The organism is Cupriavidus sp. CuC1 (assembly GCF_044627735.1).
Lineage (GTDB): Bacteria > Pseudomonadota > Gammaproteobacteria > Burkholderiales > Burkholderiaceae > Cupriavidus > Cupriavidus ulmosensis.
In genome coordinates this window covers 1-23,725 of sequence record NZ_JBIUHC010000126.1, presented here as the reverse complement: position 1 = coordinate 23,725, position 23,725 = coordinate 1, and the positions used below count along the sequence as shown (strand labels likewise).

17 protein-coding genes and 6 pseudogenes are annotated in these 23,725 nt (G+C 62.0%); 13 read left to right on the top strand and 10 right to left on the bottom strand.

Annotated elements, in window-relative coordinates; translation table 11 throughout:
- The first annotated feature begins 12 nt into the window (after window positions 1-12).
- From dmpE to ACGLHR_RS37720, 4 genes and pseudogenes are all read left to right on the top strand, one after another.
- The gene (gene dmpE / locus ACGLHR_RS37735; RefSeq protein ID WP_400100457.1) at window positions 13-795 is read left to right on the top strand and encodes a 2-oxopent-4-enoate hydratase; all 783 of its coding nucleotides are present in this window, start codon (window positions 13-15) and stop codon (window positions 793-795) included.
- Between the two features lie 28 nt (window positions 796-823).
- Complete coding sequence (locus tag ACGLHR_RS37730) at window positions 824-1,780, top strand: acetaldehyde dehydrogenase (acetylating) (protein ID WP_400100455.1); 957 nt, start codon at window positions 824-826, stop codon at window positions 1,778-1,780.
- Window positions 1,781-1,806: 26 nt separating this feature from the next.
- Window positions 1,807-2,871 (top strand): 4-hydroxy-2-oxovalerate aldolase, encoded by a 1,065-nt coding sequence (gene dmpG, locus ACGLHR_RS37725; RefSeq protein ID WP_400100453.1) that lies wholly within the window; start codon window positions 1,807-1,809, stop codon window positions 2,869-2,871.
- Window positions 2,858-3,371, top strand: a pseudogene (locus tag ACGLHR_RS37720) (flavin reductase family protein). The gene dmpG and the pseudogene ACGLHR_RS37720 overlap by 14 nt, the downstream one beginning before the upstream one ends.
- A 3-nt stretch (window positions 3,372-3,374) precedes the next feature.
- Here the strand turns inward: ACGLHR_RS37720 and ACGLHR_RS37715 are convergent.
- A complete protein-coding gene (locus ACGLHR_RS37715; protein WP_400100451.1) occupies window positions 3,375-5,297 on the bottom strand; it encodes a sigma 54-interacting transcriptional regulator in 1,923 nt (640 codons plus the stop codon).
- A gap of 257 nt (window positions 5,298-5,554) precedes the next feature.
- Between ACGLHR_RS37715 and ACGLHR_RS37710 the strand changes: the two genes are divergently transcribed.
- The 4 genes from ACGLHR_RS37710 (at window position 5,555) to ACGLHR_RS37695 (ending at window position 9,809) form a co-directional block, all read left to right on the top strand.
- The gene (locus tag ACGLHR_RS37710; RefSeq protein WP_400100450.1) at window positions 5,555-6,493 is read left to right on the top strand and encodes an acyl-CoA dehydrogenase; all 939 of its coding nucleotides are present in this window, start codon (window positions 5,555-5,557) and stop codon (window positions 6,491-6,493) included.
- 42 nt (window positions 6,494-6,535) lie between these two features.
- Window positions 6,536-7,396, top strand: a complete 861-nt coding sequence (locus tag ACGLHR_RS37705; RefSeq protein ID WP_400100448.1) for an alpha/beta fold hydrolase — start codon at window positions 6,536-6,538, stop codon at window positions 7,394-7,396.
- 83 nt (window positions 7,397-7,479) lie between these two features.
- Entirely contained in the window at window positions 7,480-8,466 is a 987-nt protein-coding gene (locus tag ACGLHR_RS37700) for a Bug family tripartite tricarboxylate transporter substrate binding protein (protein WP_400100446.1), read from the top strand.
- A 170-nt stretch (window positions 8,467-8,636) separates the two neighbouring features.
- On the top strand, window positions 8,637-9,809 hold the full coding sequence (locus ACGLHR_RS37695) for a porin (RefSeq protein WP_400100445.1): 1,173 nt from the start codon (window positions 8,637-8,639) through the stop codon (window positions 9,807-9,809).
- Window positions 9,810-10,403: 594 nt separating this feature from the next.
- Here the strand turns inward: ACGLHR_RS37695 and ACGLHR_RS37690 are convergent.
- Complete coding sequence (locus ACGLHR_RS37690) at window positions 10,404-10,853, bottom strand: hypothetical protein (protein ID WP_400100444.1); 450 nt, start codon at window positions 10,851-10,853, stop codon at window positions 10,404-10,406.
- Between the two features lie 186 nt (window positions 10,854-11,039).
- Window positions 11,040-13,668: pseudogene (locus ACGLHR_RS37685) on the bottom strand (MMPL family transporter).
- 200 nt (window positions 13,669-13,868) lie between these two features.
- Between ACGLHR_RS37685 and ACGLHR_RS37680 the strand changes: the two are divergent.
- The gene (locus tag ACGLHR_RS37680) at window positions 13,869-14,237 is read left to right on the top strand and encodes a DUF3329 domain-containing protein (protein ID WP_400100442.1); all 369 of its coding nucleotides are present in this window, start codon (window positions 13,869-13,871) and stop codon (window positions 14,235-14,237) included.
- 287 nt (window positions 14,238-14,524) lie between these two features.
- Here ACGLHR_RS37680 and ACGLHR_RS37675 read toward each other — a convergent pair.
- The 5 genes and pseudogenes from ACGLHR_RS37675 to ACGLHR_RS37655 form a co-directional block, all read right to left on the bottom strand.
- Window positions 14,525-14,691: pseudogene (locus ACGLHR_RS37675) on the bottom strand (fumarylacetoacetase); the annotation flags it as partial.
- A gap of 4 nt (window positions 14,692-14,695) precedes the next feature.
- A pseudogene (locus tag ACGLHR_RS37670) lies at window positions 14,696-14,905 on the bottom strand (VOC family protein); the annotation flags it as partial.
- Between the two features lie 76 nt (window positions 14,906-14,981).
- Window positions 14,982-15,176: a DUF2783 domain-containing protein gene (locus ACGLHR_RS37665; RefSeq protein ID WP_400100440.1), complete on the bottom strand. Its 195-nt coding sequence runs from the start codon at window positions 15,174-15,176 to the stop codon at window positions 14,982-14,984.
- Between the two features lie 22 nt (window positions 15,177-15,198).
- The gene (locus ACGLHR_RS37660) at window positions 15,199-16,890 is read right to left on the bottom strand and encodes an FAD-dependent monooxygenase (RefSeq protein ID WP_400100438.1); all 1,692 of its coding nucleotides are present in this window, start codon (window positions 16,888-16,890) and stop codon (window positions 15,199-15,201) included.
- Between the two features lie 105 nt (window positions 16,891-16,995).
- Entirely contained in the window at window positions 16,996-18,360 is a 1,365-nt protein-coding gene (locus ACGLHR_RS37655) for an MFS transporter (protein WP_400100436.1), read from the bottom strand.
- Window positions 18,361-18,692: 332 nt separating this feature from the next.
- On the opposite strand from ACGLHR_RS37655, the gene ACGLHR_RS37650 reads away from it, so the two are divergent.
- On the top strand, window positions 18,693-19,139 hold the full coding sequence (locus ACGLHR_RS37650; RefSeq protein ID WP_400100434.1) for a MarR family winged helix-turn-helix transcriptional regulator: 447 nt from the start codon (window positions 18,693-18,695) through the stop codon (window positions 19,137-19,139).
- Between the two features lie 537 nt (window positions 19,140-19,676).
- On the opposite strand, the pseudogene ACGLHR_RS37645 reads toward ACGLHR_RS37650, so the two are convergent.
- Window positions 19,677-20,303, bottom strand: a pseudogene (locus ACGLHR_RS37645) (IS6 family transposase).
- 258 nt (window positions 20,304-20,561) lie between these two features.
- Between ACGLHR_RS37645 and ACGLHR_RS37640 the strand changes: the two are divergent.
- Window positions 20,562-21,527, top strand: a complete 966-nt coding sequence (locus ACGLHR_RS37640; protein WP_400100432.1) for a response regulator transcription factor — start codon at window positions 20,562-20,564, stop codon at window positions 21,525-21,527.
- A complete protein-coding gene (locus ACGLHR_RS37635; protein ID WP_400100430.1) occupies window positions 21,517-21,696 on the top strand; it encodes a type ISP restriction/modification enzyme in 180 nt (59 codons plus the stop codon). The genes ACGLHR_RS37640 and ACGLHR_RS37635 overlap by 11 nt, the downstream gene beginning before the upstream one ends.
- 45 nt (window positions 21,697-21,741) lie before the next feature.
- On the opposite strand, the pseudogene ACGLHR_RS37630 reads toward ACGLHR_RS37635, so the two are convergent.
- A pseudogene (locus tag ACGLHR_RS37630) lies at window positions 21,742-21,974 on the bottom strand (IS5/IS1182 family transposase); the annotation flags it as partial.
- 510 nt (window positions 21,975-22,484) lie between these two features.
- Between ACGLHR_RS37630 and ACGLHR_RS37625 the strand changes: the two are divergent.
- Window positions 22,485-23,725: amidohydrolase (locus tag ACGLHR_RS37625; protein WP_400100428.1), on the top strand; the 1,241-nt coding region annotated here is incomplete at its 3' end.

The window sequence follows — 23,725 nt, the reverse complement described above, 5'->3', positions numbered from 1 at the left end:
AGAGAGCATTCCATGCAAACTTCTCTGATTGCTTCCCTTGGTGACGAGCTTTCTCGCGCTGTGAGCAGCGGTACGGTGGTTGATCCGATCTCAACGCGGTATCCAGACTTGACAATCGAAGACGCGTATCGCATCCAGCAACACGTGATAGAGCTCGAGCAAGCCCGGGGTGCCCGCGTGATTGGAAAGAAGGTTGGCGTGACCAGCGAGGCTGTGATGGCTATGCTGGGCGTGCGCCAGCCTGACTTCGGATTCCTGCTTGACAAGATGCTTGTGCCGGAGGGTGATGCCATCGACATGCGCCGTCTTATTCAACCAAAGGCGGAAGGGGAAATCGCGTTTGTTCTCAAGCATGACCTGTGCGGGCCGGGTATTTCGGTCGCAGACGTGTTACGTGCGACCGAGGGCGTGATGGCCTGCTTTGAGATCGTTGATTCGCGGATACGGGACTGGAAGATCAAGATCCAGGACACGGTGGCTGACAACGCGTCGTGTGGGTTGTTCGTGCTCGGCAGCCAATTGGTGGATCCGCGCGCGCTCGACTTGCGTACCTGCGGAATGGTACTGGAGCGCAACGGCAGCGTCGTTGCGACCGGTGCCGGCGCTGCCGCGTTGAACTCCCCGGCAAATGCAGTGGCCTGGCTGGCCAACACCATGGGAAGACTGGGCATGCCGTTGCGGGCTGGCGAAATTATCCTTTCCGGTTCCCTTGCCGCGATGGTACCTGTCAAGTCCGGTGACAGTCTCCACGTGTCGATCGGTGGCGTCGGCCGCTGTTCCGTGCGATTTTCTTGATTCTTGATTCTTGCGGGAGCGCAAATATATGCAAAGTACACACAGGCTCAAAGCCGCCATCATTGGTTCCGGCAATATCGGCACGGACCTGATGATCAAGATCCTGCGCCACGGCACGCATATCGAGATGGGCGCGATGGTCGGCATCGACCCGGCATCGGACGGCCTGGCACGCGCCGCGCGCCTCGCCGTGGCGACCACGTACGAAGGCGTGGGCGGGCTGAGCCGCTTGCCCGTGTTCGATGACATCGACATTGTGTTCGATGCCACTAGCGCTGGCGCGCACGTGAAGAACGATGCGTTCCTCCGCGGCCTGCGCCCGTCGCTGCGGATGATCGACCTGACGCCAGCGGCTATCGGCCCGTACTGCATCCCGGTGGTGAACGGCGATGCCCATCTCGATGCGCATAACGTCAATATGGTCACCTGCGGCGGGCAGGCCACCATTCCCATGGTGGCCGCTGTCTCCCGCGTGGCGCCGGTGTTGTATGCCGAGATCGTGGCCAGCATTTCCAGCAAGAGCGCGGGCCCCGGCACGCGCGCCAATATCGACGAGTTCACCGAGACCACCTCCAAGGCGATCGAAGCAATCGGCGGCGCCAGGAAGGGCAAGGCCATCATCGTCCTCAATCCCGCCGAGCCGCCGCTGATCATGCGGGACACGGTGTATTGCCTCAGCGAAATGGCGGATGAAGCCGCCATCGCCGCGTCGATCGAAGCTATGGCCGCCGAGGTGCAGCAGTACGTGCCCGGCTACCGCCTCAAGCAGGAGGTGCAGTTTGACCGTATCGCGGCCGACGCGCCGCTGGTGGTGCCGGGCGTGGGCCGGGTGAGCGGACTCAAGACCTCGGTGTTCCTGGAGGTGGAAGGCGCCGCCCACTATCTGCCTGCCTATGCAGGCAACCTCGACATTATGACCAGCGCCGCGCTGACCATCGCCGAGCGGATGGCCGGTGCCATGCTTGCCCGACGCGCCGCCGCCTGACCCACTGCAGATAAGGAGTGCCTGCCATGCATGGCCAAAAGAAGACATACATTTCCGATGTGACGCTGCGCGACGGCAGCCACGCCATCCGTCACCAGTACAGCATCGAACAAGCCGCCCAGATCGCCAGGGCCCTCGATGAGGCCAGGGTCGACTCCATCGAAGTGGCGCATGGAGATGGCCTGCAGGGATCCAGCTTCAACTACGGGTTCGGTGCCCATACTGACCTCGAATGGATCGAGGCCGCGGCCAGCGTGGTCAAGCACGCCAGGATCGCCACCTTGCTGCTGCCCGGCATCGGCACGGTCCACGACCTCAAGGACGCCTATCACGCCGGCGCGCGCATCGTTCGCGTGGCCACCCATTGCACCGAGGCGGACGTCTCGCGGCAGCATATCGAGTACGCCCGCCACCTTGGCATGGAGGCGGTGGGCTTCCTGATGATGAGCCACATGACCACGCCCCAGAACCTCGCCGCGCAGGCAAAGCTGATGGAGAGCTACGGCGCCACCTGCTGCTACGTGGTGGACTCGGGCGGCGCGCTGACCATGAACGATGTCCGCGACCGCTTCCGCGCCTTCAAGGATGTGCTGAAGCCGGAAACCCAGACCGGCATGCACGCCCACCACAACCTGAGCCTGGGTGTGGCCAACAGCATCGTGGCGGTGGAGGAGGGCTGCGACCGCATCGACGCCAGCCTGGCGGGCATGGGCGCCGGCGCCGGCAATGCGCCGCTGGAAGTCTTTATCGCGGCGGCCGAGCGCATGGGCTGGGACCACGGTACCGACATGTACAAGCTGATGGACGCGGCTGACGACATCGTGCGTCCGCTGCAGGACCGGCCGGTGCGGGTCGACCGTGAGACGCTGGCGCTGGGCTATGCGGGCGTGTATTCGAGCTTCCTGCGGCATTCGGAAGTGGCCGCGGCGCGTTATGGCCTGAAGACGGTCGATGTTCTGGTGGAACTGGGCCGGCGCCACATGGTGGGCGGACAGGAGGACATGATCGTCGATGTCGCGCTGGATCTGGTGCGCGCGGGCGCGAATCGATCTGGCACGGCCGACCGAGGAGGTGACCATGCGCAGGGTTGATGAAGCCGGGATTGCCGAGGACGCTCCCGCAATCGATGCACGGGCGTTCCGCGCGGCGCTCGGCGCCTTTGCCACGGGCGTGACGGTAATCAGGACCGGCGCGCCCGATGGCACGCCAGTCGGTCTCACTGCCAATAGCTTCACTGGATCCGCCGATGGTGCTTTGGAGCCTGGCGAGGTGCGCATGGAGCTTGCCGATCTTCCAGCAGGCCAGTCACTGGGCAGTCCATGTGCTCGGCGTCGACCAGCAGGCATTGTCAAATCGCTTTGCCCGTCCCGGCGAGGACAAGTTCCGTGATTTGCCGGTGGGACGGTCTTCCACCGGTATTCCGTTGCTGGAGGGCTGCGCTGCCCGTTTCGAATGCGAGACCGCGTTTCGGTATGAAGGAGGCGGCCATATCATCATGGTCGGCACTGTCAAGTATTTTGAGCGGGGTGGCGACAGTGCTCCGCTCGTTTTCCACGGCGGGCGCTATTCGCAGCTGGCGCTGGCGCAATAGACGTCACGATACAGTGTCCTGGATCTGTTGTAGTTTCTTGACCCGATAGTCCATCTGCGAGCGTGTCAGGCCGAGCAGGGTGGCAGCCTTGGTCACATTGCCGCCGGCCTGGCGCAGCGCCACGCGCACCATGGCATCCTCGAGGCCGGCCATGGATGCAGGTCCCCGGTTGAGCAGATCCTGGGCCAGCGCATACATTCCGCCCGCACCATCGTCAGGCAAGTCTTCCGCGCAGGAGCCGTCCCCGGGAACCAGCATCCCTTCACGTAACCCCAGCCACGACGACGGCTCCAGCGAACCGTCGATCCCCTGTAGATGATGAAGGTCGATCGGCTCGCCATCATTGGCGAGGATGACTCCACGTTCGAGCACGTTCTCGAGTTCGCGGATATTCCCAGGCCAGGCGTGATGGAGTATCGCCCTCATGGCGAGATGCGTAATCCCGCTAACCGTTCGCTGGTGGCGATGGCAAAAGCGGGCAAGCAGCACCTCCGTCAGCAGCGGAATGTCGTCCCTGCGATCCCGTAGCGGCTGGATGGTGATCGGAAACACATTCAGTCGATAATAGAGGTCTTCCCTGAACTGCCCCTCCTGCACCGCGACTTTCAGGTGTTCATTGGTTGCCGCCAGCAACCGGACATCGGTGCGCACAGTCCGATTGCTACCGAGCCGCTCCAGTTCTCCGTTCTGAAGGACACGAAGCAACTTGCCTTGTGCGGTCAGGCTCAGCGTTCCGATTTCATCGAGGAACAAGGTGCCGCCATCGGCGGCCTCGAAGCGTCCGGGACGCGATGTGGTGGCACCCGAGTACGCGCCGCGCTCGACCCCGAACAATTCCGCCTCGATCAGGGTCTCCGGAATCGCCGCGCAATTGATCTCGACAAATTGCGCCTGCGCTCGCTGGCTGAAGCGATGGAGCTCGCGTGCCACCAGGCTCTTCCCCACGCCGCTTTCGCCAAGCAACAATACCGTGGCGTTGGTGGGCGCGACACGCAAGATATGGTGTCGCAACGCATGGAATGCGGCGGAGGCCCCGACCAACTGGATGTCGTTGTTGTCGGCGGACCATGACGTGGGAGATACCGCCAGCGGCGCAGGCGCTCCCACCCGGCTTCCGGCTTCGAAACCGCCGAAGACGCGCGCGGGAGGAGTCGGTTGTGGCTCTAGGAAGCGCAAGTCTTCTTCGGCGTTCTCCCATTTTCCGACCGGCTTGGCGATATTCCGGCAGTGGACCGCACCCTGGGCGCGGCACTCCACTTCACGGACCAGGATGCGGCGGCCGGCGCAGGTACTCAGGTAGCCGCTGCTATAACCCACCTCCGTCCAGCAAACCGCGTGGTCGCCTACGCCGTGCTCGGCAACGTGATACTCATCCTCAATGGAGTTCTTCCAGATCCATTCGCCGTGATAGTTGTCATCGGCGAAGGCGGTGCGTCGGGTGCTGATGACTTCCGGCAGCACAAAGCCCTGCAGCGCGTGCAGAACGGCTCCCCAGCGAACCACATCCTCGATGCCGTGATCCGCGGTCGCGATGCGAAGCGCGAACTCCGCATCGCGGCAACCAGCCGCATAGCCAATGCGTGTCAGCAAGCCACGCGCCGTGTCGACGCCCAGCGACAGTACCAGTTCGTCTCGCAGGCTCGCGAACGCCTCCGCATGCATCAACAGGACGCGCCGCTCGTCGAGCCAGATGCGTCCCTCGGCGGGATCGAAACGCAAGCGATCGGCAAAGTCGCGCACGCTGGGCATGTGCATGTCGGCCAGCACGCGCGGAACAGCCATGGTCGGCGCAGCGGCGGAACCAGTGGACTTCGAAGTGCTGCCGGACTTGGTCATGGCGATTTCAGGAACAGGGAGTGAGGTGATGATCTCCTCAAGGTTCCGAATATTATGAATTTGCAGGCGGCGGCACAAGAGGGATTTCACAAAATACTGAATTCGGCAAAGTTAGCGGACCGCCAACCATTCGGTCATGAAGCTTTCTCGTGCTCGGATGCCGTCCAACTCGATCTTCGCCGGCGTGTGGTTCGCTAGCGCTATCTCCGCAGCCCACGGCGAGCGCCCCCTTATTCGGGCATACCCCTAATCGACGTGGGCTGGCAGGGCTCTTGCGTAACCAGGGAGGCATTCAGGAAATTCCGCAACCGATAACGCAAGGGAACAACAGCAGCAGCGCGTGGAACATGATGATCCTCGGTGTGCATCAATGGGAATTCGGCCACCTTGATCCGCGCGCTGGCGACGATGTCTGGGGCAACGACAACAAGGTCATCATTGCGTCGTCATATCCACCCGTCGGTGCCGTCAAGCGTGTCGAGGGCGGCTTCGTCCTCGATGGCCGGTGGCCGACATCGAGTGGCACCGACCATGGCGATTGGGCGTTTGTCGGAGGATTCCTGCGGAACGAGCAGGGCGTGCCGGTGGACCGCTACTCATTCCTAGTGCCTCGCGACGATTATGAGGTCATCGATGACTGGTTCACGTTTGGCTTGTGCGGTACCGGCAGCAAAAGCTTGCGGATCCGCGAGGCGTTCGTGCCGGACCATCGTTGCCACAGCATGGTGGAGTACAGCCATAGCGATCGCGGCGCGATGTACTACTGGCCGTTCAGCCAGATCTTCTACGGATCGGTCTCTGCCGTAATCTGTGGCTATGGGCAGGCTGCCATCGACATTTACACCGAGCAAATGCGGGTGCGCCAGGCCACCGGGACGGGTGCGGCAGTCAACCTGAGCCCCTATGTGCGCGACAGGCTGGCCAACGCGGTGGTCAAGGTCAGCTCGGCACGTGCACGGCTGCTGCAAATGATGGCCGATTCGACCCCGCTGGTGCAGGCACGCCAGCTGATCCCGATCCCGGACCGGGTGCGCCACCTGACCGAGATCGCGCATGTCGGTCGGGATGTCGAGCAGGCCGTGCTGTTGCTCTACAAAGCCACCGGCGCGCGTGGCGTGTTCCGCAGCAATCCGATCCAGCGCGTGCTGCGCGATACCTTGGCGGCAGCGAACCACATTACGCAGAACGGCGACGACACTGCGGGCTGGCTAGGTTCCCAGATGCTCGGGGGAGAGCTGCCGCACTTGATTTTCACCCGTCCCGGCGACCACATTCAGGCGGCGTAATCCGACCGCGCCACCAGACCACACCGACATTACGGAGACCTTATGGCTGCATTCACCGAAGCCTCTATCAGCCGCTTTGCGCGGATCCGCGAGGGCGAGCTCGATCTGCAAGTCCACTATAGCGATACGGGCAACGAGGGCCCGGTCGTGATCATGATGCATGGCTCCGGCCCAGGCGCCTCGGGCTGGTCTAACCTCCACCGCAACGTGGATGCCTTCGTTGACGCGGGCTACCGCGTCATCCTGCCGGACAGTCCCGGGTGGAACAAGAGCGATCCGATTGTCATCCGCAGCGGCTCCCGCGCCGAGGTCAATGCCGCCGCGGTCAAGGGCCTGATGGATGTGCTCGATATCGAGAAGGCCAGTCTCATCGGCAACTCGATGGGTGGCATCAACGCGCTTTCCTTCGCATTGGCGTATCCCGAGCGTCTGCACAAGATGGTCATCATGGGCGGCGGCGGCGTTGGCACCAGCTTGTTTGTCCCGATGCCGCTGGAAGGCATCAAGTTGCTGCAGGGCCTGTACCGCGAGCCGACCGTGGAAAACCTGCATCACATGCTCAATGTCTTCGTGTTCGATCCCAAGGCCCTGACGCCGGAGCTGATTCAGTCACGCTACGACAACATGATGCAACACAAGGAACACCTGACCAACTTCGTGACTTCGATGGATGCCAATCCCCGGCAGTTTGCCGACCTAAGTTCGCGGTTGGCCGAGATCCAGGCGCAGACCTTGGTGACGTGGGGCCGCGATGATCGCTTCGTGCCGCTCGACTCCGGCCTCAAGCTGCTGTGGGGCTTGCCGAACGCCGAGTTGCACGTGTTCAACCGTTGCGGCCATTGGGCGCAATGGGAGCATGCCGACAAATTCAATCGCCTGGTTACGGCGTTCCTGGGTCATTGACCGGATCACGCTACCGCGCATCGCGGCAGATGGCTAGCCGGGGGCTCTCCGCTAGCCAGAGTCAACAAGAGGAGACAATGCCAATGGCGCTATCGAGACGTCAAATTCTTAAAGCCGGTCTTGCAGCGGGCCTTCCTTTACTGGTCGGAAGACCGGCAAACGCACAGACGATCGACCTTGCGCGGATCGTGCTGGGCTTTCCAGCGGGCGGTTCCGTGGACGCAGTCGGTCGGCGGATCGCGGACAAGATGCATCCCGGCTACGCCCGCTCGGTGATCGTCGAGAATCGCGTGGGCGGCGGCGGCCAAGTAGCCACCATTGCGATGAAAACCGCACCGAGCGATGGTTCCACTATGCTGATGACGCCCATGTCGATACTAGGCGTTTATCCGCATACCTACCGCAAGTTACCTTACGATCCGCTTGCCGACCTGAGGCCGGTGTCACGGGCGGTCAGCTACAACTTCGGCTTTGCGGTCGGACCGGCGGTGCCCGACAGTGTTAAGACCATTCCACAATTCATGGAGTGGTGCAAGGCCACGCCCGGCAAGGCAAGCTTCGGTAGTGCCGCCACGGGATCGACCTTGCATTTCACCGGAATCTTGCTGGGACGCGCCGCCGGCGTGGAAATGACCTATGTCGGCTACCGCGGATCGGGCGCCGTGTTAACCGATGTGGCGGGCGGTTCGCTGCCCGCCTGCGTGCTACCGATCGGCGATTTGTCCGCTTATCAAGCGGCAGGCAAGGTGCGCGTGATCGGGACTTCCGGCGCCCTGCGCAGCCGCTTTCTTCCCCATATACCGACCTTCGCCGAGATGGGCTACAGGGACATGGTGTTCGAGGAATGGTATGGCTTCTACTTGCCGGCTGGCGCTTCGCAGGACCAGGTCCAGCGGCTGCATGCGGCGGTGATGTCAGCTTTGAAGGCGCCGGACGTGGTCGAGGCGCTGAACACCCTCGGCCTGGAGGCCAACCCCAGCTCGCCGGCTGAACTCGGCAGCCTGCTGAAGGCCGACCACGAGCGATGGGGCCGACTCGTCAAGAGCATCGGCTTCACCGCGGATAGCTAAACCAGCGCGACGTCTCAAGCCCGGCAACGGGCTACCCAAGCGAATTACGCACGGGACTCCGTGACCTTGGTCACGCGGAGCGGGCGACGTCGCGCCTTTCAACCGGGAATGCCCAATTCCCGCGTCACACAACCAAGAACGATACAAAAAATCCGGAGGAGACAATGCAATTGAAGACATCTCTGCTTGCAGCCGCCCTGTCGGGAACCTTCGCTTGCGCTGGCCATGCCCAGTCAAGCGTGGTCCTCTATGGCGTCGTGGATGCCCCGATCGAGTATGTCAATCATCTCGGGGCTGGCGCGCCAACGGTCAACACGACGACAGGGGCCATTACACGCCAGCCGGGCGGAGACCGCGTGTCCTTGCAGACCAGCGGAGGGTGGGGCGGTTCACGCTGGGGACTGCGCGGGACCGAGGACCTGGGTAACGGCTTGCAGTCGCTCTTCGTATTGGAGAGCGGATTCGGGCTTGACGATGGCAAGTCGCAGCAAGGCGGTCGCCTGTTCGGCCGGCAGGCCTATGTTGGCGTGCGCAAGTCCGATCTCGGTACGCTGACATTCGGTCGCCAATACTCCACCATGTTCGAGGCTTTCGGAAATTTTGCACCGCTGCTCTATGCGCCGATGTATGAACCCATCGTCGCGCAGATCGGTTCGAATTTCCGCCAGGACAATATGGTCAAGTACGCAGGGAAGTTCGGTCCGCTCGGCGTCGGTGCGCACTGGAGCTTCGGCACCGGCGTCGGCGCGATCGCGGTGACGCCGCTGGCCGGCGGCGGGGCAGGGGAGACGCCCGGACAGTTCCGCGACAACACCGCCTACGGCGCCTCGCTTTCCTATACGGCCGGCAGGCTGGGTGCCGCAGTAGCCTACGACCAATGGAATCCGGCTGTGACGGTCGGCAATACCGGCGCCGTCAAGAAGGCCGGAGCCGCGCTCAGCTACATTATCGGCAAGACCAAGGTAATGGGCGGCTATCGCTGGGGTGATGCCAAGGATTCGTCGGGAAGCTCCGTGGTGCGTGACGACTATTACTGGATCGGCGTCAACTTTCCCGCCACCGCGTCGCTGGACCTGAACCTTGCGTATTACTATGACAACCTCAAGACGTTGCGCCTGGGGCAGAATGCGCCTGCAACCAACCCCGCCAATCCATGGCAGGTCACGTTGCTGACGAACTACCGGCTTTCCAAGCGCACCGACCTGTATCTGATGATGGCCTATGTGAAGAACTCGGGTCTGAACTTCGACACCGCCGCGACTGGCTTTGGCGCAGGCTACTTCCTCACGCCAGGAAGCGATTCCCAGTTTGGCACCGCAATCGGCATCCGCCATGTGTTCTAGGTTCGCGGGCGGCCGGCGGCCGCCCGTTTCCTCGCGACTGTTCCGCGCCGGCAAGCGGAGTGCCGGCTGCGCCGGCAAGCTGCGGGAAAGGCCGGCGGTTTCGACAATCACCATGCGTACGTCATCTTCCATCACACTGCCCGACTACGAGGTCTACGCCATCCGCTACGCACGGATGCCGCGCGACCTTGGCGATAATTTTTTTGGCGGCGATCCGCACTGATTTCCGCCGGCCGCAGGCTTAGCGCCACCAGGCTGTCGATTGGGCAACGCCGCAGCTCGCGTCGGCGGCGCGCCGTCGTCGTGGCATTGAAGCCGATGTCGACCAGGATGTTGCGACCGCCACTGTGCACCAGTCACACGAAGACATCCATCGGCATGGGTCCGGTGGCGCTGGCGGCGATGCACGGTGACCGATACGGCATCACACTGTGGGACCGGTCGCGTCAAGCGGCACGATGAATAATGCGAAATCGCTATGTCACGGTCATCGCTTTAGCGCGGCAGTCAGACGATACGGCGCTGGTGCGACGGCTTTGCTCACATAGCGCTTCGCGCCCAGTGGGCATTCGTTCTGAAAGGCGCGCGGCGCGGTCAACGCACTTTGCAGAAAATCGCGGTAATGAAAGGCGCGACATGGTGCACTAGGGCGTCGCTGCCTGCTTGCCGCACGCGCTTTTCCACCGATTCCGTGCGGCCGATGACGACCGCGCCGTAGGCAGACTCCGCAAGGGGCTGGCCGCTCCCCTGTTTGAACATTGGGTCGTCTTTCTCATAGCCAAGCACAACATAGACGCGAAAGTCGAATGCTCTCAGGTCGATGTCTTTCGCAAGTTTAAAGGCATTGATCGAGTTCGGTTCGACGCGCATCGGATTCGGTTCGATATACCGGTTCTCCATAAGTGGAGCAATGAACGCGTGTCCGGTCGATTTGCAATCGAGTTGCGCATCTATCGCGAAAGCGTGTGACAAGCCCGGAGCTAGCGCGATTAATGCAATCGCTGCGGTCAGCGTGATGCAATTGGTTTTGACAATGTGCTTCATTGTGTCCTTGCCCGGCGAGCGATGCGCCCGCCGCAACAAGACCTGGCTAAGCGCGGATGCATGCCTCATCTTTGCAGCATAGCCCTCGATTCTAGGGGCAGAAATGCTCCTTGCGTGGTGGTGGCCGACGTGGAGCACATTCACCTCGTGGTATCGCATCCGCTACTCGCGCGTAGAGATCGGCACCTATTTCGGAAATATTGCGTGGGCAGTCTGCCGACTGATGTTGGTACGGCGTGGCTTGCCCATCAGGATCGGCTGGAAGAACACCGCGCCAACCAGTGTGCACATCAGTGACAGCGTCAGCAGCTTTCCCATACTGGCGGTGCCGCTATGGTGGGACAGCCACAGGCTGCCGAAGGCGGTAGCGGTAGTGGCCGCGCTGAGCAGGACGGCAAGCGTCAGGTTCGATTGCAGCAGGTGCGTCTTGCCGGCGCGCCAAGCTATCACATAGTAGATTTTGAAGGCCACACCGATACCGAGCAACAGAGGCAACGCGATAATATTGGCAAAATTCAGCGCGATGCCGAATAGCACGCACAGTTCCAGGGCAACCGTGGCGGAAACCAGCAGCGGCACCAGCGTCAGCAGCACGTCAGTAAGGCGACGCAGTGTGATCCAAAGCAGCACCGTGATCGACAGCAAAGCCCAGGCCCCGGCCTGGGCGAAGGCGCCGAGGATAGTATCGGCCGAGCCCCGCACCGAAATCGGTCCTCCTGCTGCCTTAGGCTCGACGCGCAGAATGGTGTCGACGAAATGGTCTAGCGCTGCCGCGCGTGCGGGACCGTCCGCGGATGGCAGACGCGGACTCAAAGTGACTAGGGCACGGCCATCCGGCGTGATCCAGTCGCGCACCAGGTCGTGCGGTAGCGTCTGCCGATCGATCGGCTGCGCCTGCAAAGCGCGCTGCAGGTCGGCCAGCGCCAAGCGCAGTGGCAGGGCCAGTGCTTGTTCCGCGCGATCGCGGGTGGCGGCATCGGCAGCAGCGAGCTGGCGCAGCGCCTTGGCCAATCGTACACTTTCTGCCGCGCCTGGGCCGGGATGGTCTTCGGATGCAAGCGTCAGCAGCTTGGCCAGGCTCTTAAGCGCATTGACGCGCAACACGTCGCTGGTCGGACTGGCCGTGCTTTGGGTCAGCACCGGCGTCAGGCTCGAAGCGACATCGGCTATGAGCTTCAGCTTGGCCGACTGATCGTTTGGTATGAAACTCTGCAGTGTGACCACGCGAGCCACCTCAGGCAAGGCCCCCAACTGCGCCGCAGTGGCCTCTGCGGCCGCCAGCGAGGGCGCGAGCACGTTGACATCGTCCATACTGACCTGGGGCACATCCTTAAGCGACAGCAGGGTCGACATTGACTCCGAGTGCGGGTCTTTCAGGTGCAACGGATTGAAGTCGAAGCGCAGGTGCAGCAGCAGCGGGGTTCCAATCAGGATTGCCGCGCATGTAATCAGCAGCACTGGCTTGCGCCGACGTTCGAAGAATCTGTCGGCGGGCGCCAACCATGCAAAGCCGGGGATGCTGGTCTCGCCGGGGGGGTGTAACACGCTGATCAGTGCCGGCAGTAGCTGTGGTGGCGAAGGCGATGATCATGCCGGAACCGGCGATTTTGCCCAGTTCCGCCAAGCCGCGGTAGCTGGTTGGTACGAAGGAGAAGAACGCGGCGGCGGTGGCTGCAGCGGCGAGTGCCAATGGCATCCCCACGCTTTGCGCAGCGCGTGAGAGCGCCAGCGCCAAGTTACTGTATCGATACCGTCTGGCGCGATAGCGCACGCCGAACTGAATGCCGAAGTCGACGCCAAGCCCAATGAACAGCACGGCGAAGGCAATGGATATCATGTTGAGCGCACCCACCAGGAAGAGCCCGAACGCCGCAGTCAAGGTCAAGCCGGCGAATACATTTACCAGGACTGCCAGGATCAGCCGGGGCGAGCGCAGTGCCAGCCAGAGAATCAGGATCACCACTAGTACCGTGAACACCCCATTGACCAAGGCGCCATCTTTTATCGAGGAGAACTCGTCGTCAGCCAGCGGCTGCGGGCCGGTCAGCCTTACCGTGGCGCTGTAGCGTTCCTGCAACCGCAACTGCGCCGCGGCGGCACGGATGGCATCGGAAGCCTTGGCGCCGGCCTCCAGGTCGCTAAAGTCCAGTATCGGGCTGACAGACACAAAGCTGCTGGCCTGACCCTCAGGCCCAGGCATGCCTCCCAGCGCGGCCCATGAAAGAGCGGCCGGTTTACCCGCCAGCACTTGCTCGAGAGTCACAGCGCTGCTGCCCAACAGGCGCGCCATATCGCCCAGCTTGACTTGCCCGATCTGCAGCGGCAGCGCCAGCGTTGTGGATAGCGTGTCGGCAAGGCCGCGCAGTGACGGGTCGTGCGCCAGAGCGTTGAGCAGCGGGTGCGCCTGCACGAGCCGGCCGGTCATGTCGCTCAGTTTATCCCTGGACAGAAAGAGCAAGCCGTTATGCACAAAGAAATCGCCGCCGCCTGGCTGGCTTACCGTGCGAAAGCGTGCGGGCTGTCGGCGTAACGCTTCGGCCAGCGCGTCGGCAGCAGCGGCAGCGAGCTCGCTCGCCGGCGCCTGCACGACGGCTATGATTAGTTGATCCCGCTGCGGAAAGGCCGCACTGATCGCGGCATCGTGTTGAGCCCAGGACTCGTTCTTGTCAAGCAACCGACCGATGTCGGTGTTGATGGCAAAATGCCGTGCGGCGTAGATGCCGCTGGCGAGCGTGAGTAGCAGTGTCGTGAGGATGACACCCCAGGCGTGCCGAGTGGCGAAACGGACAGAGTTGGTGACCAGTCGTATCAACATCGGCGTGACAAAAGTGAGCCCAGTACAGGTGAGCCCAGCACAGCAATTGTATCGCTATGAGTATAGCGGTTCGCATTCCAGAAGGCGGCTTGAAATCCTTGGTAGCTTGCTTGCGGCGCGGGGCGTTGGGGGTTCGGGCCAAGTTTTCCGGCGGTTTTCTGTGGCACTGTCTGCAATATTGGCGACCTCGCCGGTGCCCCATGAACGCTATTTGGTCCCGTACGGCGACCATGCTGATCGGGCCGATCGTTGTGTCGGCCGCCGTTTACTTCATTGTCGGCCCGGTGCTCGGACTGGGCGTGATGGGTGCGGCGCTGCTTGCGCTAGAGGGCTACAACATTTACCAGGTCAGCCGACAATGGAAGGCACTCGATGACCCAGCCCGTGGCGAGAGCGAGAACACGCTCGGCCCGTGGGGCGATATCCATTACCGCCTACACCGTCTGGTCAGGCGCTCGTGTACGCAAGTACAGCAGGCGGAGCAATATGCGCTTCATTCAGGCTATCCAGGCTTCCCCCAGTGGCGTGCTCATGCTGGACGATTCGGACCATGCCGAATGGTGCAATGAAGTCGCAGAGTCGCACCCTGGCCGGCACTGAAGCCTCGTTGGCGGCGTCGGAAAGCCGGGTCGCACTCAATCAGATCAACCCTTTCCTTGCAGTTGGCGGTGGGTGGCAGAATGTGCCAAAGGTGGAAATGCGCTCGATGGCCGAGAACCACTGATGAACTTATCCGAACGCAAGATGACGCCCTTTGATAGATGCGTCGACACTTGGTATTACGCCCTTCATCCAGTAACGTAGATTCATGAGTCTGTTTCGCACCAAGAGCATCGAGGCCATGTTGGCCGCTGCCCGTGTCGCCGTCGGCGAGGTAGACGCGCATCTCGCCGCTCGGCAGCGCGACCGCTTGCTTGCCACCTTGCGTGAGTTCCAGCTGGAACCGGCCTGGTCGGGCGCGGGCCCCGACAGCGTGCCCGAGCCCGGCAGGTCGCCGGGCTGCAGGTTGCATCTGCCCTGTGTTGGCCATCAGCGCGTGGCTGGGCCGTTCGAAGAAGGCCAGGATGTTGCCCTGTCCGGCATAGAGGAAGATACACATAGGGATCCGGCGCCTTGGTCGAGGGCACTTCGTCCTCGGCAATGGCCAGCACGAACTTCATGTCCAGGGGTACCACTCTACGGTTTGCTTGGCGTCGATGCAGCGGTAGGCGACGTGGGGGACTTTCTTGCTTAGCATGGGGAACTCCTTGGTGTGGTAGGCGGTCGCTCTCGACAGAGCCTGAGGCCTGCCGAAGACGGCAGACCTGGGCGGTTTACAGGTTCTTCAGCGCGACCTGCACGTGCTGCTGGAATTGCTCCGGTGCGCCCAGCGCATTGGCGTTGAGCAGCGCCAGTTTGACCAGGAACAGTTGCGCCTTGTCCGCGCCGACCTGGTCGATGGCGGTGGCCAGGGCGTCATAAACGGCTTCCAGGCCGGGGATGCTCAGGGTGTTGTGAGGGGCAGTCATGGGACTCTCTCCTAATGGATCTTCACTGGGGCAGGGCGGTGTTCAGGGCGGCTTGCAGGCGCGTGGCGTCCAGCGTCAGCCAGCGCGCGCACACGTGCTGGTCGGGGCGCAGCAGATAACCCGCGCCGCTGGCCTGCACCCCATAGCGACGGCGGAAGTGGCCATCGGCGTCGGCGAACGTCAGGTCGGCGCCGGCCACCGGGCTGGCAGCCCCGACGGCGATGACGCGCAGCTGCACGCCGCGCTCGCGGGTGGCGGCCGCTACGCTCTGCAAAGCTTCGGGCATGGCGTCGGCCTCGGTGAAGTACAACAGGTCGAAGCCGCCGCCCAGATGGTCCAGCAGGTAGTCGTTGGCCGCCAGGCGGATGTTTTGCGGCGGGGCACCGTGGGCCGGGCCGTGCACGAACAACGCGTTGTCGTCACCAGGACAGTTGAGCACCGAAGCGGTGTACTCATGCGGCCGCGAGGTGCGCCAGTGGTACAGCGGGCGCACGAACTTCTCGGTCAGCGAGAGCGACAGCACGGCGTCACGCAGCAGGCGGAAGCCCTCGCTCGGCGGCGTCATGAAGCGCGTGCTCTTGCCCGCCTCCTCGATGATCTCGCGTGCCGCGCCGACCCGCTCGGCGCTGTGGTTGGCCAGTAGCTTCCGGCCGGCCAGTCCCTTGACCACGAAGGCGAGGTGCCAGGCCAGGGACTGCGCGTCCTGAAAGGCGGTGTTGGCGCCGCGCACGCCGAAGATCGGCAGCAGGTGGGCGGCATCGCCGGTAAAGATCACGCGGCCGTGCACGTAATCGGGCAGCGTCAGCGTGCGGGCGGAGTACACCGAGCACCAGTCCATTTCCCAGGGGGCGCCGGCATGGCCGATCATCGCCAACTGGGCATCGATGCGCGCCTTGAGCGACTCGGGCTTGAGCGCGTCTTCGGGCGTTTCGCCGGCGGGCAACTGGTAGTCGACGCGCCAGATGCCATGTGGCTCGCGGTGCATCAAGATGGTGTTGCCGGGGTTCCAGTCCGGGTCGAAGTAGGCCAGGCGCTCGGTCGGCAGCGGCAGGTCGATCTTGATGTCGGCGATCACGAAGAAGCCCTCGTAGGAGGCGCCTTCCATCTGCAGGTCCATTGCGGTGCGGATGCCGGAGCGTCCGCCGTCGGCCGCGACCAGCCACTCGGTCTCCAGCCAATAGGGGCCTTCCGGCGTGTCCACCTCGACACGCGCGAAATCGGTCTCCTGCTCGACCTTGACCACCTTGTTGCCCCAGCGGAAATCGATCAGCGGATTCGCCGCGCAGGCATCGAGCAGGTATTCCTCCATGTACTGTTGCTGGATGTTCAGCATCGGGAAGAAACGGTCGTCGCCGTCGTGCGGGGCTTCCATGCGGAAGACGCGCTGGCCGCGGTAGTAGGAGTTGCCGAAGCGCCAGGGCAGGCCGTTCTCGGTCATACGATCGGCCACGCCGACTTGCTGCAGGATTTCCATCGAGCGACGCGTGAAGACAATGGCGCGACTGCCTTGGGACACCTGCAGCTCCGAGGTGACGACGACGCTGGGTACGCCATGGCGGGCCAGTTCCAGGGCGGCGACCATGCCCGCCGGGCCGGAACCGGCAATGACCACCTTCCTGCGGTCCTGCTTCGGGTGGGCGGAAGCCAGCCAAGGCTTGAACACCTGGTAGTCGTAGTAGATCGAAGGACGAACTTCGGTGGAGGGCAGATGCATGGACTTGACTCCGATTCAATGGAATGGGTTGGGCGTAGCGCGCGGCAGCTACGTCGCTTCCCGGCTGGCTAATGGGTAACCGGGCAGAAGGTATGAAACCTGCTGTCAGGTCGTTGGCTTGAGCGTGCGCGGGATCGGTAAGACCATGAAAATGACACTGCCCGCAACCAGCAGGGCCGCCGCGTAGAGCAGGCCTGTGTTGAAGCTGTGCGTGATGTCCTTCAGCCAGCCCACGACCAGCGGATTGAGGGCGGAGCCAAGGTTGCCGGTCGCGTTGATCACCGCGATGCCCAAGGCACGCGCGGCGAAGCTCAACGCATGGTCCGGCGTGGTCCAGAAGATCGACATGGCGGTATAGGCGCCGGTGGAAGCCAGGCACACGCCCAGCAGTTGCACCGCAGGATGCGACGAATACGCCGTCAGCAGCCAGCCCGCCGCCGCGCACAGCATCGGCAGCACGGTGTGCCAGCGGCGCTCCTGCGCGCGGTCCGAGCGCCGGCCCCACCAGATCATGCCAATGATCGTGCATAGCTGGGGAATCGCGGCCAGCAGCCCGATCGTGGTGTTGGTGGCGCCGCCGGCGAAGCTCTTGACGATCAGCGGCGTCCACACGGCCACCATGGCGAGGCTGTTGACCAGGCAGAAATAGGCCAGCGAGAACTTCAGCACCGTGGCGGAGGTCAGTTCGGACCACAGGCTGCGCGACGTCTCGCCGGGCCCCTGCGCCACGGGGGCAGCCCGATGCTCGGCAGCCAGCATCTGCGCGAGCGTTTGCTTCTCACCCGGCGAGAGCCAGCGCGCTTGCGCCGGCGTGTCGTTGAAATAGAAATAGACGATCACGCCCAGCACCGAGGCCGGCAACCCTTCGAGGAGGAACAGCCACTGCCAGCCCTTGAGCCCGTACAGCCCGTCCATGCCGAGGATCACACCGGAGGCTGCCGAACCGAAAGCGGCCGTGACCGGCATGGCGATCATGAACAGGGCATTGGCGCGGGCCCGGTAAGCCGTTGGGAACCAGAAGGTCAGGTACAGCAGCATGCCAGGGAGAAAGCCAGCCTCGGTGATGCCAACCAGTACCCGAAGCCAGTACAGCGTGTGCGCATCCGTGGCGAACAAGGTGGCAGTGGAGGCCATGCCCCAGGCAACCATGATCGCCGCGATCCAGCGTCGTGCGCCGACGCGTGCCAGGATGGCATTGCTCGGCACACCGCAGGCGATGTAGGCCAGGTAGAACAGGGTGGTGGCCAGGCCGAACTGGGTGCCGGTCAGCCCCAGGTCCTTCATCATCGTCAGGCCGGCGAAGCCGATGTTGATGCGATCCAGGAAGGAAACCACGAACAAGAGAAACAGGAACCATAGCAGATGGCGCGATACCTTGGCGATAACGAGCCGGGCTTCGGCAATGGAGTGATTTGCGGTCAACGTTGCGGCGGCGTCCGAGGGTTGGGGGGCTGCAATGGGTGATCTCATGGGACTTGTCTCCTACGGCGCCGCCGTCGGCTGGATGGATGACGAACACGACGGCCTCGCACAATCTGATGCCTGGCCGCCGTGGGCTGGTCTGGCGCAACGGTTGTCAGACACGGCTTGCCTATTGGTTGTGCGCGCAACTAGTATGTGCCAACGGCACGCGAATCGGCACTAGGGTTTCTACTGGTTGCGTGCGCAACTAGATGCGCCGAATCATATGGCGAAGCCCCGGATCATGCCGACAGGCGTTGACCGCCCCGCTTGGTTGAGTCCGCAACCAGTCAGCTGTATAGTTTCTGCATCACCTTTTTTGCCTTGAGAGGTACCTGCCGGTGACTTCCAGATACATCCCGATCGCCCTTGACCGCACCTTGACACACCGCCTGCACGAACTCACCAAGCTCACTGACCGGATCACGCAACAAGCCTATGAAGCAGAAGTGGGCATTCCGATGCACGAAGGGCGGTGCCTGGCCGCGATTGGCTCGTTCAGCCCGTTATCGGTCAACGATCTGGCGCGTCGCGCGAATCTGGACAAGGGTCAGGCGAGCCGTGCGGCGCAGTCGCTGGTCGACCAGGGGCTGGTGCGTAAGGCGGCGAGTGCCACGGACGGCCGCGGCGTCGTCCTGACGGTGACGAACAAGGGGGAGCGCATCTGGCTGCGGGCGATGGCCCTGATCGAGCGCCGCAATGCCGAAATCGTGTCCTGTCTCGATGCCACGGAGCGGGAGCAATTCGATCACCTGCTTGAGCGCTTGGTCTCACATGCCCGAGAGTGACGCTGCTTGGGCTGCGTCACCGCGGGAACCGCATGATTTGCTGTTCGTAGCATATTTACGAATCCCGGCCATCCCCCTAGTCCGGCTGCCCAGATGTACGGAGAGACAGCCATGCGGATCAGCAAGTCGTCGTTCACTCCTTCTGCGTGCGACCGGACTTTGGATTCTTTGGGGCGGCAGGAAGCTACTCACCCAGAGCTTGGGCGGGCGGGGCGTCCGTGGTGTCACGATCGAGGGCTACCCGGCGACCGTCGAGATAGTCGGGGGCGCAGCTTGCCCTCGGCGGCGGTCAGTGCAACAAGGGTAGGCCACGGGGACTGCTCCGGGAGCCCGGCCAAGTCGACCTCGCACTGCGAGCGCTGCCTGACCCGGCGATAGGCAACACGTCAAGAATGCTGATCTGTGGCATCGACGCTGTGATTGCCTGGTCAATCAACATCTTGTTGGGCGGGTCTGGCTCGTTGCCTGGCCGGTGGATAATCGGGCTCTGGTGCAAATAGTGAAGGCCAGCGAAGAGCGGCCCGATTGCGGGGCACCTCAGCGAGCTGAGAGAACTGCCGTCCAGACAGCGGGCGCAGTGTATCTTTGAGGCGCAGTTCCGTCAGGTTGAACTGGCCTTTGCGAATGCGATGCATCAGCTCGATGCCGGAAATGGTTGTCGCCGCAGTCCTAAAGCGTTTAAAGCCGAGCATCACGTTCACCCGCGCTTTGAGGTTGCGATGATCCTGTTCGATCAGGCTATTCAAGTACTTCGACGATCGCAGCGTCGTACTCCGCCCCATCACAAGGAGAAAACCCATTGACATAAAATTCCAATGCAAATCTGTCCGATGAAACGGGGCAACCCCAGAGCCGGAAATCGGCCGTCTTACCAGCCCGGTCAACCGCACGGTAAGGATAGGCCCACTTGCCACGGATCTTCACGTAAGTTTCGTCGACTCGCCAAGACCGGCCGGCTGACATAGCAAAGCGATTCCAGCGCTTAACGAACTCCGGAGTGAACCGCTTGACTCAGCGCATGGTCGTCGTGTGCGCCAGTGACAGACCGCGCTCGGCCATCATCTCGACCAGAGCGCGCAGGCTCAGCTTGTAACGCAGGTACCAACGAACGCACGAGACGATGACTTCACGATCGAAATGCCGCCCTTCGAACAGCTTGTCAATGTTCCTTAGCTTACTCACCTGTTTGCCACGCGCTCGTCAACGTCCACAGCAGTGCCCCTTGTAGGCCGCTAATCGCACATTTCCACGGGCGGCTTCTTCGGGCATCAGGCTGCTGCCATGTAAAGTAGTTACTTAAATACCAATTCGGTGTTTAGTTAGGTGAATCTGCCATGCGCACGCAATCGGGCAGCATCTCATGGTTTCGGCAGAACGGCGATTGACACGGACTGTGGGGCGGAAAGACGGGGTAGAAGGACAATGTTTTCAGAGCAGGTTGGGGAGATTTTTGCGGCACTGGCGGAATTAACACCGCCTCAGATTGAAGACTTACGGGCGATGATGGATATGATGAACGGTGAGGGTATCCGCAACCCATTCATCAAGACAGGTCAGCCTCTGGCCGACCGTTACTACGGCGGCACACGTGTTGGGAACAGTGACTTTCAGGGCGAGCGACAGCGGATGTTTTACCGCGATAGCGACAAGCCCTTGAACGCTGACAGAGGGGCATCAAGTTTTCGGCTCGGTCAGGCCAGCGTGTTCATTGGCACCGATTCTTTCCCGTGCGATCTTAGCGAGACTACCTACGTGCTTCCGGCGGCGAACATGGAGACCTGCGGAGGCGTTTCCGCGCTCAACGCTCGCGATTCCGTTGACAAGCGTCTGGACGCCAATGCTGCCACTGTAGCTGTGCATGAGGTACTGGCTGGCGACGACGCGCACGACGTGCATGGTCAATCGTTTGAGACAGCGGATGCCTCTTCAATTATGCCGGAAGAAACAGGGCTGACCCACCGCCAAGGCGCGGTTCTCGTCCTGATGCAGGAGGGATTGCTCAACAAGGACATCGCCCATCGCCTGGGCATAACGGAGCACACTGTCAAGGAACATGTGTCGGCCATTCTCAAGCGGCTTGGCGTGAGCACCCGGTTTCAGGCGGTGTCGTGGATGAAACGTCTCAACGAGCATGACCAATCGTTCGAGCCGGCGCAAAGCATTCCAATCACGCCAGAAGAACTCGGTCTGACACAACGCCAAGGCGCGGTGCTCGTCCAGTTGCCGGAGGGATTGCCCAACAAGCTCATCGCTCGAAACCTGGGCTTATCCATCAACACCGTCAAGGAACATGTGTCGGCCATCCTTCAGCGGCTTGATTTGCGTACTCGCTCGCAGGTGATATCGCGAATGAAGTATTTCTGTGTGCGGGCTGCTGTTGACCGATGAACGTGTCGAGAAGATGCGCTGCGGGAAGAGCAGAGACCTCACTACGCTGCACTACAACGACAAGATCACGCTGACCGGCATCCCGCTGGAAGCCTATGAATATGTCGTGAACGGCAGACCGGCGGTGGATTGGGTGGCGGAGTGGCGTTGTTGCATAAATCGAACTTGAAGACAAAGAGGCTCCTGTGATCCGAAATTCAGGCGATGCGGATGGCTGCGGGCGCGCAAGGGCCGCCATGCGGTTAAGCACGCCTACGCGGATCGCCACCTCGGTTGCTTGCGAGCCGATGCAGCGCGCCCACAAGCTACTGCCCGTGAGCGTCTTGAGCCGGTACATCAGGTTCTCGACCCGCGATGGGGGCGGTGGTAGCCGCAGGCCTTCTTCCATTCCCCTCGCCCGTTTCGCGCAATGGCATCGATGGCCTCGTTGCGCCGCTGTGCGCCGGGCTGGGCGAAATCGTCAAAGTTAAAGTCCGCCCACGTGAGGCCCGCGACCAGCGTTAGGATGAACGGCGTCGTCAAGCTCTACAAGGCAAGCGCGGGCAGTAGCACGTTAATCGATGCGACCACCAGAAGCGCGCTAGCAGTCGTCCAGCGGGCACTGCGCTGAAGCCATCACGCTACTTCCAGTCGCTTCACCCGTGCCGCAGCTTGTTCACTACTGCGGCGGGTTGGGCAACTGAAAATTTCGTCCTTCCCCGCGGCACTTCACGTAGTCATGAGTTGCCATTGCAAACTGTCGCCAAAGTGACATTTACGCGGTCGGTGATAGCACACGTGCAAGTAGTGCGAACCCGGATGCTATACGTCTATCTGATAGCGACGACGCATCATCCTAAATCACGGATAGGCACATTGAGCACTATACTGCAACTTCATATATCTCCACCTGCGAAACGGGATGACTATTGCGCGATGGCGTAAGGCATCCTACATATTCACAATCCGGAGGTTGCCATGAATCCGCTCGTCCAAGCCCTGACTACCTGCGGCGGAGAGCTGCTGGCGGAACTCGAAACGATCTACAAGGACATCCACCAGCACCCAGAACTGTCGATGCAAGAGGTTCGCACCGCCAAGCTCGCGGCCGATTACATCGAAACGCTGGGCTACGAGGTGACGCGCGCGGTGGGCGTCACAGGCGTCGTTGGCGTGTTGCGCAATGGCGAAGGCCCTACCGTGATGTTGCGTGCCGACATGGATGCACTACCCATGGCGGAAAATACCGGCTTGCCCTATGCCAGTACCGTCAAGGCAAAAGATGAAGATGGTGTGGAGGTAGGCGTGGCCCACTCCTGCGGGCACGACCTGCACGTGACCTGGTTGATGGGGGCGTCGCGCATTTTTGCAGAGCATCGCGACGCCTGGAAAGGCACTGTCATGCTCGTGTTCCAGCCCGGCGAGGAAGTGGGCCGGGGTGCAGCGAGCATGGTTCAGGATTGGGGGGAGGGGCGCTTCCCCAAGCCGGACATTATCTTGGGACAGCACGTGATGGTAGGACTGAGTGGAACGGTCTGCTACCGCCCAGGTGTCATCCTGTCAGCCGGTGACAGCTTGAAGATCAAACTATTCGGTCGCGGGTCACATGGCTCACAGCCGCAGACCGCCATCGATCCGGTGATCATGGCCGCCGCCACCACATTGCGCCTGCAAACCATCGTTTCGCGTGAAATCTCGCCGCTGGACAACGCAGTGTTGACCATTGGCTCGCTGCAGGCCGGCACCAAAGAAAACATCATTCCTGACGATGCCACGATCAAGCTCAATATGCGCACCTTCGACGAAGATGTGCGCGAGTACATGCTGTCGTCTGTCAAGCGAATTTGCTGCGCTGAGTGCGATGCCTCCAATGCCGAGCGGCCGCCCGAGTTCACCACCCTGAGCAGTTACCCGCTAACCGAAAACGACGATGCGTCGACCCAGAAGATCGCGGCAGCCTTCAAAGCGCAGTTTGGCGACCAGGCCTACGAGACGGCTCCGGCGTCGGCCAGCGAAGACTTCAGCATCTTCGGGCGTACGTGGAATGTGCCATACGTTTTCTGGTTCGTCGGCGGTACCGACCCCAGTGTGTATGCACAGGCCAAGAAGGACAAGCAAATCAATAAGATACCGAGCAATCATTGTAAGTTCTCAATAACCCGGGGCAGCCCCGCTGGGGCTTCTCGCGGCAGGACCATCTTTCCCAGAGGCTGGTCATG

Excerpts from the sequence above, each read along its gene's own strand:
- dmpE (WP_400100457.1), top strand. The coding sequence starts at position 13 with ATGCAAACTTCTCTGATTGCTTCCCTTGGTGACGAGCTTTCTCGCGCT.
- ACGLHR_RS37730 (WP_400100455.1), top strand. The coding sequence starts at position 824 with ATGCAAAGTACACACAGGCTCAAAGCCGCCATCATTGGTTCCGGCAAT.
- dmpG (WP_400100453.1), top strand. The coding sequence starts at position 1,807 with ATGCATGGCCAAAAGAAGACATACATTTCCGATGTGACGCTGCGCGAC.
- ACGLHR_RS37710 (WP_400100450.1), top strand. The coding sequence starts at position 5,555 with ATGATGATCCTCGGTGTGCATCAATGGGAATTCGGCCACCTTGATCCG.
- ACGLHR_RS37705 (WP_400100448.1), top strand. The coding sequence starts at position 6,536 with ATGGCTGCATTCACCGAAGCCTCTATCAGCCGCTTTGCGCGGATCCGC.
- ACGLHR_RS37700 (WP_400100446.1), top strand. The coding sequence starts at position 7,480 with ATGGCGCTATCGAGACGTCAAATTCTTAAAGCCGGTCTTGCAGCGGGC.
- ACGLHR_RS37690 (WP_400100444.1), bottom strand. The coding sequence starts at position 10,853 with ATGAAGCACATTGTCAAAACCAATTGCATCACGCTGACCGCAGCGATT.
- ACGLHR_RS37680 (WP_400100442.1), top strand. The coding sequence starts at position 13,869 with ATGAACGCTATTTGGTCCCGTACGGCGACCATGCTGATCGGGCCGATC.
- ACGLHR_RS37665 (WP_400100440.1), bottom strand. The coding sequence starts at position 15,176 with ATGACTGCCCCTCACAACACCCTGAGCATCCCCGGCCTGGAAGCCGTT.
- ACGLHR_RS37660 (WP_400100438.1), bottom strand. The coding sequence starts at position 16,890 with ATGCATCTGCCCTCCACCGAAGTTCGTCCTTCGATCTACTACGACTAC.
- ACGLHR_RS37655 (WP_400100436.1), bottom strand. The coding sequence starts at position 18,360 with ATGAGATCACCCATTGCAGCCCCCCAACCCTCGGACGCCGCCGCAACG.
- ACGLHR_RS37640 (WP_400100432.1), top strand. The coding sequence starts at position 20,562 with ATGTTTTCAGAGCAGGTTGGGGAGATTTTTGCGGCACTGGCGGAATTA.